Below are 8,053 nucleotides of genomic sequence, written 5' to 3'. Positions count from 1 at the left end.
TAAAGAGCCGTTGAAGACTACGACGTTGATAGGTTGGATGTGGAAGTGCGGTGACGCATGAAGCTGACCAATACTAATTGCTCGTGAGGCTTGACTATACAACACCCAAACAGTTGTTGTACGAACTTCGAAAGAAGTGAGGATCAATTGATTCGATATTAAGCAAAATAACTTGATTTAGTGAACGCTTAAGAACATTATATGCAACTCAAATAATCTGTTAATGAATTCTATTTGGTACGAAGTAAGGCATACACTGTAAAGCAGTTAAATAAGACCCGAACAAGTCCATAACAGTTGTGCTGGCGACAATAGCAAGAGTGAACCACCTGATCCCTTCCCGAACTCAGAAGTGAAACCTCTTAGCGCTGATGGTAGTGTGGGGTTACCCATGTGAGAGTAAGTCATCGCCAGCTCATTATTCAAAATCCCCCTAACTCTTATGAGATAGGGGGATTTTTTTATGCACTAAAAATGATAAAAATCAAAAGGAAAAACCAAAAAAAGCCTTATTTCACCTAGGAATCAGGAACTCAGCTGCCTTCTTGCATGTTTCAAAGCCGTTCTTAAACCTTCTTCGAGTGTAGGGTGATAAAAAGGTTTCTCTAAAATTTGGTGTATTGTTATATCTTCATTAAGGATCCAAGCGAGTAAATGGGCCAAATGTTCTGCTTCAGGACAGAATAGTTCAGCACCTAATAGTTTATGCGTATGAACATCAATATAAACTTCAGCCGCGCCTTGATTTTTAGCAGCGACAATTGCCCGTCCTTGTTTTTCATATGAAACGAAACCCGTTACAAATTCTATATTTAGATCTTTAAGTTGTTTATAACTTTTACCTATTGTAGCCATTTGTGGTGATGAAAAAAGGATACCAAGCGGACCGAGTGTTTTAATCGGCTTAATAATCGGATAGTTGAGACAATTATTTACAGACTGTTTTCCTTCATGTGCTGCCTCATGTTGAATAGGTGTGCTTGTGTGCGCATCACCTACAACAAAAATTGGATATTCCCCTAATTGCTTGCTGATAGGATCGATGGGTAGCTTTTTAAAGTCATTAAATAATTCATCGATATTTTCTAAATTTAATGAATTAAGTAAGGTACTACGCCCCGTTGCAGCCAAAACATAATCTACATTCATTTTTTGTTGTTTATTTGAGTCTGTAAAACTTAAGTGAACCTGATCATTTTGAACTTCATAAGATTCGGGTAATACTTCGAATTTAATATCTAATTCATTGCTGAGTACTTCTTGTGCCAAATTTTGAAGTGTTGGACTTGTTAATGAGCCAATTCTACGGCTTCGTGCAAAAATAGTGGTTTTAACCCCGCAACGATGTAAGGCTTGTGCGAGTTCTAATGCTATTACACCACTGCCAATCACAGCAATAGATTCGGGTAGGTGATTAAGTTCAAAAATTTGATCAGAGGTAAGTAGTTTGGAACCTAGAATATGTTTTTGAGTAGTGTCAATAGTGGGAGTTGTTCCTACAGCAAGAATAAATGATTTTGCTTGATAGCTTTGGTTATTTACTTGGACTGTATTTGCATTAATAAATTCAGCTTTTCCAGTAATCTTATGAGACTCTGGCCAGCTTTCAACATCTTTTAACGTAGCTCGTGTAAATCGATCTCTGAGTTGTTGTACATGTTGCATGACATGCTCTGTATTAATTGTTGCTTTTACATCGAGACCTAGAGCGCTCACATGTGAAATATCATGGATTCTATTTGCTGTAGAGATAAGAATTTTACTCGGCATACATCCTACGCGAGCACAGGTTGTGTCCCAAGGCCCATCATTTATTATGAGAATATTTTGTGTTTTTTTTATCGCTTCTTTATAAGCTGATATACCTGCAGTTCCAGCGCCAATAATGATGATGTCGTACATATAGACTCCTTATTTATAGAGAATTTACCACAACAAACATTTATCTTCCTTTTATTTACATAAAGCTATAACTATGGTTACATAGCAGCCAATAAATATTTATAACAACTCTATATATATTGAGGGTTCTAGGGGAATTTCATGTTTAATAAACAAGCACCTTTAAAGTTGTCTGCTATTGCTATTTCTATTTTACTTGCAAGCTGTGGTGGCGGTGGTAGTGACGGGTATTTTAACCAAAATGAAAATACTACTGGTGGAGGTTCGGGTACTGATAACGGTATTGAAAACACCAGTAGTTGCTAAATTAAATATCACTAATGTTGAAGTTTTTGACAACAATAATCAAAAAACTACAGCTTTAACAATTCTTGGTGCAAGTGTAAAAGTAACTGACCAAAATGGTCAGCCAGTAAGTGGTGCATTAGTAACATTCACGGGCGAAAATATTAGTTTTGAAACTTCAAATGCTACAGTGCTCTCAAATGCTGATGGAATTGCAAAAATTGGAATTAAGCCTGTAGATGAAACTAAAACTGGTATTTTTAAAATTGCAGCAAATGCAGAAATTGGTGGTAATACTGCCAATACAAGCGATACCTTTGTATCTGTTGAAGCTCTGAAAACTAAGTTTGATAATCTTGTATTTGATAATTCAACTATTGATGCAGGTGGTTCTGTTAAAATTAGTCTAAAAACTGTCGATAGCTCGACAGGTATTGCACAAAATAATGTGCAAGTAACTTTTAGTTCAGATTGTGGAACGTTTACGAATAACACAGTAAACTCAAATCAAGGTTTAGTTGAAACAACTTATACTGCAATATCTAACGGAGGCCAATTATGTACTGGCACTCAAGTTATTAGTATTAGTGCAAATAATGGTGCAACGACGACAACCAAGAACATTACAATTAATCCGATTAAAGCCAATTCACTTGTATATAGTTCAGGTGAAGTTAAGTTAGGTGCTGCTAATAGTGGTTCTAGTGCATCTGGTAAAGTTGAATTTACAGTATATTCAAATAATCTGCCTGCTAAGAACCAAGATGTATTGGTTGAGCTGATTTATGCGCCAAGTGATCTTAGTTTTATTACATTGCATAACAAAACACAAAAAACAATTAAATCTAATGATGATGGTAAGATTGTCGTAGATATCTTCCCTGGTAGCCTACCAGGACCTGTGGAGCTTAAAGCCACTCTTGCTAGTGATACAAGTGTTACAGCATTGACAAAAGATGTCTCTGTTGCAACAGGGCGCGTTACACAAAATGGTTTGAGTCTATCCGTAACTAAGAATGCATTACAATGGGATATTGATGGCGACAAAGCTACGATTGTTGCGCGTTTACGAGATCGTGTTGGTAATAAAGTTCCTGATGGTACAGTTGTAAGTTTTGTTACAGAGGGCGGAAGTATTACACCGAATTGTTCAACAACTGATGGCGAATGTAGTGTTGTTTTACAGACTCAGAACCCACGTCCAGCTGATAATCGCGTAACCGTTTTAGCTTATGTTGAAGGCGATAAATCTTATATTGATAAGAACTCTGATAATTTATATACTGCGGGTACTGATGAGCTCACGAGCAATATTGGTGACTTCTTCCGAGATGATAATGAGAACACGATTTTTGAAGCAGCTTTAGGTGAGTTTTTATATAAACGTGGGGCAGTGGGGAATAACTGTGCAGTCAGTACTTTTGCTCAACCAAATATCTCAGGAACATGTAGTTCAGAACTTTCTGCAGTAATACGTCAACAGTTAGTCTTCTCATTTAGTAATGATGTGCCAACAATTAAAGATGTAGCTGTGACTACAACCAAAACAAACTTTACGTTCAAGCTGTTTGGTAATAGCGCGCAATCTGTTCCAATGCCGACTGGAACAACAGTAGCCGTACAAGCAGAAGATAATACTAAAGATAATGAAAAATCATGTTCAGCAGAGTTATGGAGTGGTAATGCAACCGTTCCATCTGTGTTTAATTTACTAACGCCATCAACATTTGCGTCGAGTACACAAGTAAATTATTCATACCGCTTAAAAGAATGTGATTCGGGGGATAGTTTAATCTTGACAGTTACAGCTCCGACAGGACAAATTACAAAACAAGAATACACGATTCGTTAAAATAAAAAAAACAGCGCTTCGGCGCTGTTTTTTTTATTAGAGGGACTGCAAAATTAAAGTGCAGTCCCGACACTTACACCAACAGTTGGACGTACATTCATCGAATTACATCCTGTTAGCAACATTGTTGTAAATAAAATTGCAAACACGAATTTAGTCATTGAGCAAACCTTGAGCCTGAGCTTGATTGAAAAGAGATGTCGAACGAGAGCCGCTGCGACAAATCATCAAAATGGGTTTTGGAAGCTCATTATAATATTTTGCAAATTCTTTCACGTCTGTTTGAGAAATTTTACCGCTGACAACAGGTTGGTAAACGACACTAACCTGAGATTTTTCAGCAATACTTCTAAGTTGCAGCACAGAAACTTCATTGCCTTGCTCTTGGTCAGGACGGTTCACAATGACAGATTTAAATTTTTGCTGTTTGATTAAACTTGAAAATTTATCTGTGGTCATTTGTCCCGATACACTGACTTTCTCATTGAGCACTTGGCTGTCTTGAGCAAAGGAAGCTGTTGTGCAACTCACGCAAAGTACCAATAATGCACGCTGAATGAATGCATTAATCATCCAAAAGATCCATCTGTTTAGCTAGTTGGTAAAGGTTATTTGAACGATTACCTGTACGGCAGAACATCAGCACTGGTTTTGGCAGTTCATTGAAATGGTTGGCAAATGTGCGTACATCCAGTTCAGTGATTTGACCTGCAACAACAGGTTGATGTACATAGTCTAAACCCGCTGTACGTGCAGCTTCTTCAATTTGAGCACTCGCTGGTTGATCAGGGCCACCTTCCATATCTGGGCGGTTATTTATAATTGATTTAAAGCCTTTTTCAACGACTTGCTCTACATGTTCAGGACCAATTTGACCTGCAAAACCAACATTTTCGCTCATTGAGTCACTCCATAATTTGATTCATAGATATATGCTTTATGATAGCATTAAGCTCATTGTAGAGCTGAAAGTTCTTAAAATTTATAAGCGATTACAACCATAAAATAACGCAATGGAGCGCTTATGCACGCCTATACAGTAGAACCACTGTATGTCAAAAGCGGCCAAGAAGTGATTGCCGCAGATTTTTATCGTCCGAAAGATGTAGAAAAACCAGCTGTCATTTTAATGGCGCATGGCTTAGCTGCTTTACGCCAATTTAAATTGATTCAATATGCTCAGCGTTTTGCGAAAGCCGGTTATGCAGTTGTACTTTTTGACTATCGTTACTGGGGAGGGAGTACCGGACGCCCACGTGAACTTGTTAATATTAAGGCGCAGTTAGAAGACTGGCAGACCATGATTAGTCATTTGCAGCAACGTAAATCGATTGATGCTCGACGCATGGTGCTATGGGGAACTTCTTTAAGTGGTGGTTACGTCTTGTCATTGGCAGCTCAGTTAAACAATATTAAAGCCATAATGGTTCAAGTTCCGTTTGTTGATGGAGCGGAAAGCGCCAAACGTTATCCCTTACAACAATTACCAAAAGCTTTAAAATTATCGAGCCAAGATTACATGGGCTCTAAAGTTGGGATGACGCCGACGACTTTGCCTGTGGTCGATCCAACCCGCTTATGCTTTTTACAATCGCCTGATAGTTATGAGGGTTATTTATCTATAGTTAATCCAGATTATTATTGGAGCGGTGAAATTCCTGCACGTGCATTATTTAAATTAATTCGATTCAGACCGATTCAGGATGTTCGGGAAATAAATGTGCCAGTACTCTTCATTGCTGCAAAAGCAGATAGCTTGATTCCAATTGAATCTAGTCGTGAAGCTGCGACCAATATTGCACCATTTGTGCAATATCATGAGTGGGATATGAAGCATTTTGAAATTTATCATGGGCAATGGTTTGAAAAAGCCATCACAACCCAATTAGAATTTTTACATCAACATGTTGGAGTTAGCTAAATGATCGTTGTGTGTCCTGAATGTGGTGCAAAAAATCGTGTACCTGAAGAAAAACTAGAAATTGGTCCTGCATGTGGTCAATGCCATCAAGGGCTTATTCCACTTGCACCAATTGAATTGAATGAACAGAATTTTAGTAATTTCATTAGCAATAGTGATTTGCCTGTATTGATTGACCTGTGGGCGGAGTGGTGTGGTCCATGTAAAATGATGGCTCCGCATTTTGCGCAAGTGGCAAAGTCAAATGCTGGCGTGGTTTTTGCTAAAATTGATACCGAAGCAAATCCACGTTTAAGCAGCGCTTTTAATGTGCGAAGCATTCCAACATTAGTTTTAATGAATAAAACCAACGAAATTGCTAGAATAAGCGGAGCAATGCGTGCAGGTGAGTTACAGCAGTGGCTCGACCAGCAATTAAATTAAACTCAATAAACGTCAGCGCCAGGAGCTAAAGTGTCAGAAACTCATGTAAAACCTGAAGGAACGCTTTCCCTACAAACCATCGCGATGCCAGCAGATACCAACTGGAGCGGGGATGTATTTGGTGGTTGGATTGTGTCACAAATGGACTTGGCCGGTGCTATTCACGCAGAACGTTTCAGTCAGGGGCGTTGTGCAACGATTTCGATCAATCAAATGACCTTCTTAGTCCCTGTGAAAGTGGGTGACGTGATTAGTGTCTATACCAAAATTTTGAAAGTGGGGAATACCTCAATTCAAATGCAAATTGAAGTTTGGGATAGCCATGACAGTTCACGTAATCCAATCCGTGTGACAGAAGGTGTATTTACCTTTGTCGCAGTGGATGTAAAAGGTTCTAAACGTCAAATTCCCGCCGACGCAAAAGCAAAGTTTTCTGCTGATCAAGCATAATAAGCAGTTAATCATGCTAAAAAGCCACAATCATTGTGGCTTTTTTTGTGCGTGTATCATTTCTAATTTATAAGCTTAAAACATGGTGTTTTGATTAGCACTTTGTTCTGGAATACTCTGTTGCACATCCCAATGTTCGACAATTTTTCCATCTTCAACTCGGAAAATGTCGATGATGGCTTCACCTCGATCTTGTTTATTCTGAGTGGAGTGTACGTGTAAAAATACCAGATCACCCTCAGCAACAGCGCGTTTAATAACATTGCTGGCTTGAGGATTTTCTTTAAAATATTGGGTGAAATAATTGACAAATGGTGCTTTGCCATCAGGAACATGCGGATTGTGTTGAATATATTGGTGCCCAATATACCGATCAGAATATTCTTGGACTTGATGTTTTAAGAACACACCTTCATAAAAATCGATGACAATTTTTTTATTTTCAGCAGCACGCTCCGCTTGTTTTGCATTCGAGATTTTGGATGTAGCTGTTGATTCTGTTTGTTGTGGTGCTTGGCAAGCGGTCAAAATAAACGGCAAAGCCATCGCCATAGCAATCATGATTTTTTTCATAAGGTGCTCAATATTTGCATGAAAGTCACATCATATTGAGCTGATTGAGACAGATTAAATAGTGAAGATCCGTCTCAACTTATGAGCATTATGGTAAAACTTATACTTACTTAAAAGTAAGTTTTATTTACATTTATTTATTTTTCAGAGTGGCTTTTGATACCCACGCCCATAACATTTCACACTGGATCGGTGCTTCACCCGATTCATCGGTGACTTGAACTTGAACCAAAGTTTCACCTTTGTCGGAAGTACGCATCTGTTCTTGTTGTTCTGCCGTTAAAGTTGCAATTGCGAGCATGGCGCCTTTACTTGGTCGTTTGAAATCAACTTTTAGGGTTTTGACTAGCACAATAGCACTATCAGGAACATTCATCGCTGTGACAAAGCCTGTTGCTGTCTCTGCAATGAGTGCCATTGCACATGCATGAAGCTGTCCGATATGGTTTTGCATTGCCTTGTGATTGGCAATGCTCACCTCAACACGCTCAGAGCTAACATGTTGATATCGAATTTTAGCAGTACCTACCATCGGCACGACGCGACCAAATGCTTGGCTTAGTAAACGACTTTGAATCCCTTTCGGTAATTTTGACGTTGCATTTACCAGTTTGTGAAGTTTATTTGGTCGTGTCATGAGAATCCTT

The 8,053-nt window shown here is 38.6% G+C and carries 9 protein-coding genes, 2 rRNA genes and 1 pseudogene; 6 read left to right on the top strand and 6 right to left on the bottom strand.

The features are described 5' to 3' along the window. Together FTV09_RS01720 and rrf are read left to right on the top strand one after the other, a co-directional pair. Positions 1–98: ribosomal RNA gene (locus tag FTV09_RS01720) — 23S ribosomal RNA — on the top strand; the annotation flags it as partial. 203 nt (positions 99–301) lie between these two features. Continuing rightward, positions 302–416: ribosomal RNA gene (gene rrf, locus FTV09_RS01715) — 5S ribosomal RNA — on the top strand. A 109-nt stretch (positions 417–525) separates the two neighbouring features. Here the strand turns inward: rrf and FTV09_RS01710 are convergent. Beyond that, positions 526–1,902, bottom strand: a complete 1,377-nt coding sequence (locus tag FTV09_RS01710) for a dihydrolipoyl dehydrogenase (protein ID WP_180056469.1) — start codon at positions 1,900–1,902, stop codon at positions 526–528. 141 nt (positions 1,903–2,043) lie between these two features. Here FTV09_RS01710 and FTV09_RS01705 point away from each other — a divergent pair. Next, a pseudogene (locus FTV09_RS01705) lies at positions 2,044–4,039 on the top strand (hypothetical protein). 53 nt (positions 4,040–4,092) lie between these two features. Here the strand turns inward: FTV09_RS01705 and FTV09_RS01700 are convergent. The 3 genes from FTV09_RS01700 to FTV09_RS01690 are packed head-to-tail and all read right to left on the bottom strand — an operon-like array spanning position 4,093 to position 4,940. Next, a complete protein-coding gene (locus FTV09_RS01700) occupies positions 4,093–4,200 on the bottom strand; it encodes a colicin release lysis protein (RefSeq protein WP_180056466.1) in 108 nt (35 codons plus the stop codon). Further along, positions 4,193–4,612: a beta-lactamase hydrolase domain-containing protein gene (locus FTV09_RS01695; protein ID WP_180056464.1), complete on the bottom strand. Its 420-nt coding sequence runs from the start codon at positions 4,610–4,612 to the stop codon at positions 4,193–4,195. The genes FTV09_RS01700 and FTV09_RS01695 overlap by 8 nt, the downstream gene beginning before the upstream one ends. After that, the gene (locus tag FTV09_RS01690) at positions 4,605–4,940 is read right to left on the bottom strand and encodes a TIGR01244 family sulfur transferase (RefSeq protein ID WP_067767963.1); all 336 of its coding nucleotides are present in this window, start codon (positions 4,938–4,940) and stop codon (positions 4,605–4,607) included. Before FTV09_RS01690 ends, FTV09_RS01695 begins: the two co-directional genes overlap by 8 nt. Before the next feature lie 123 nt (positions 4,941–5,063). Between FTV09_RS01690 and FTV09_RS01685 the strand changes: the two genes are divergently transcribed. Genes FTV09_RS01685 through FTV09_RS01675 form a run of 3 tightly spaced genes read left to right on the top strand, consistent with a single transcriptional unit; the run spans position 5,064 to position 6,833 of the window. Then, positions 5,064–5,960, top strand: a complete 897-nt coding sequence (locus tag FTV09_RS01685) for an alpha/beta hydrolase (RefSeq protein WP_180056462.1) — start codon at positions 5,064–5,066, stop codon at positions 5,958–5,960. Further along, positions 5,961–6,383, top strand: coding sequence for a thioredoxin TrxC (gene trxC / locus FTV09_RS01680; RefSeq protein WP_180056460.1), 423 nt, complete (start codon positions 5,961–5,963; stop codon positions 6,381–6,383). Between the two features lie 30 nt (positions 6,384–6,413). After that, positions 6,414–6,833: an acyl-CoA thioesterase gene (locus FTV09_RS01675; protein WP_067767954.1), complete on the top strand. Its 420-nt coding sequence runs from the start codon at positions 6,414–6,416 to the stop codon at positions 6,831–6,833. A 75-nt stretch (positions 6,834–6,908) separates the two neighbouring features. Here FTV09_RS01675 and FTV09_RS01670 read toward each other — a convergent pair whose 3' ends face one another. Continuing rightward, the gene (locus tag FTV09_RS01670) at positions 6,909–7,406 is read right to left on the bottom strand and encodes an ester cyclase (protein ID WP_067767951.1); all 498 of its coding nucleotides are present in this window, start codon (positions 7,404–7,406) and stop codon (positions 6,909–6,911) included. Positions 7,407–7,539: 133 nt separating this feature from the next. Next, positions 7,540–8,043, bottom strand: coding sequence for a DUF4442 domain-containing protein (locus FTV09_RS01665; protein WP_067767948.1), 504 nt, complete (start codon positions 8,041–8,043; stop codon positions 7,540–7,542). Between the last annotated feature and the right edge of the window lie 10 nt (positions 8,044–8,053).

The organism is Acinetobacter sp. YH12227, assembly GCF_013417785.1.
In the GTDB taxonomy this organism is placed as follows: Bacteria; Pseudomonadota; Gammaproteobacteria; order Pseudomonadales; family Moraxellaceae; genus Acinetobacter; species Acinetobacter gandensis.
This window is presented reverse-complemented; position numbering and strand designations above follow the sequence as displayed.

Excerpts from the sequence above, each read along its gene's own strand:
- FTV09_RS01670 (WP_067767951.1), bottom strand. The coding sequence starts at position 7,406 with ATGAAAAAAATCATGATTGCTATGGCGATGGCTTTGCCGTTTATTTTG.
- FTV09_RS01710 (WP_180056469.1), bottom strand. The coding sequence starts at position 1,902 with ATGTACGACATCATCATTATTGGCGCTGGAACTGCAGGTATATCAGCT.
- trxC (WP_180056460.1), top strand. The coding sequence starts at position 5,961 with ATGATCGTTGTGTGTCCTGAATGTGGTGCAAAAAATCGTGTACCTGAA.
- FTV09_RS01695 (WP_180056464.1), bottom strand. The coding sequence starts at position 4,612 with ATGATTAATGCATTCATTCAGCGTGCATTATTGGTACTTTGCGTGAGT.
- FTV09_RS01685 (WP_180056462.1), top strand. The coding sequence starts at position 5,064 with ATGCACGCCTATACAGTAGAACCACTGTATGTCAAAAGCGGCCAAGAA.
- FTV09_RS01690 (WP_067767963.1), bottom strand. The coding sequence starts at position 4,940 with ATGAGCGAAAATGTTGGTTTTGCAGGTCAAATTGGTCCTGAACATGTA.
- FTV09_RS01665 (WP_067767948.1), bottom strand. The coding sequence starts at position 8,043 with ATGACACGACCAAATAAACTTCACAAACTGGTAAATGCAACGTCAAAA.
- FTV09_RS01700 (WP_180056466.1), bottom strand. The coding sequence starts at position 4,200 with ATGACTAAATTCGTGTTTGCAATTTTATTTACAACAATGTTGCTAACA.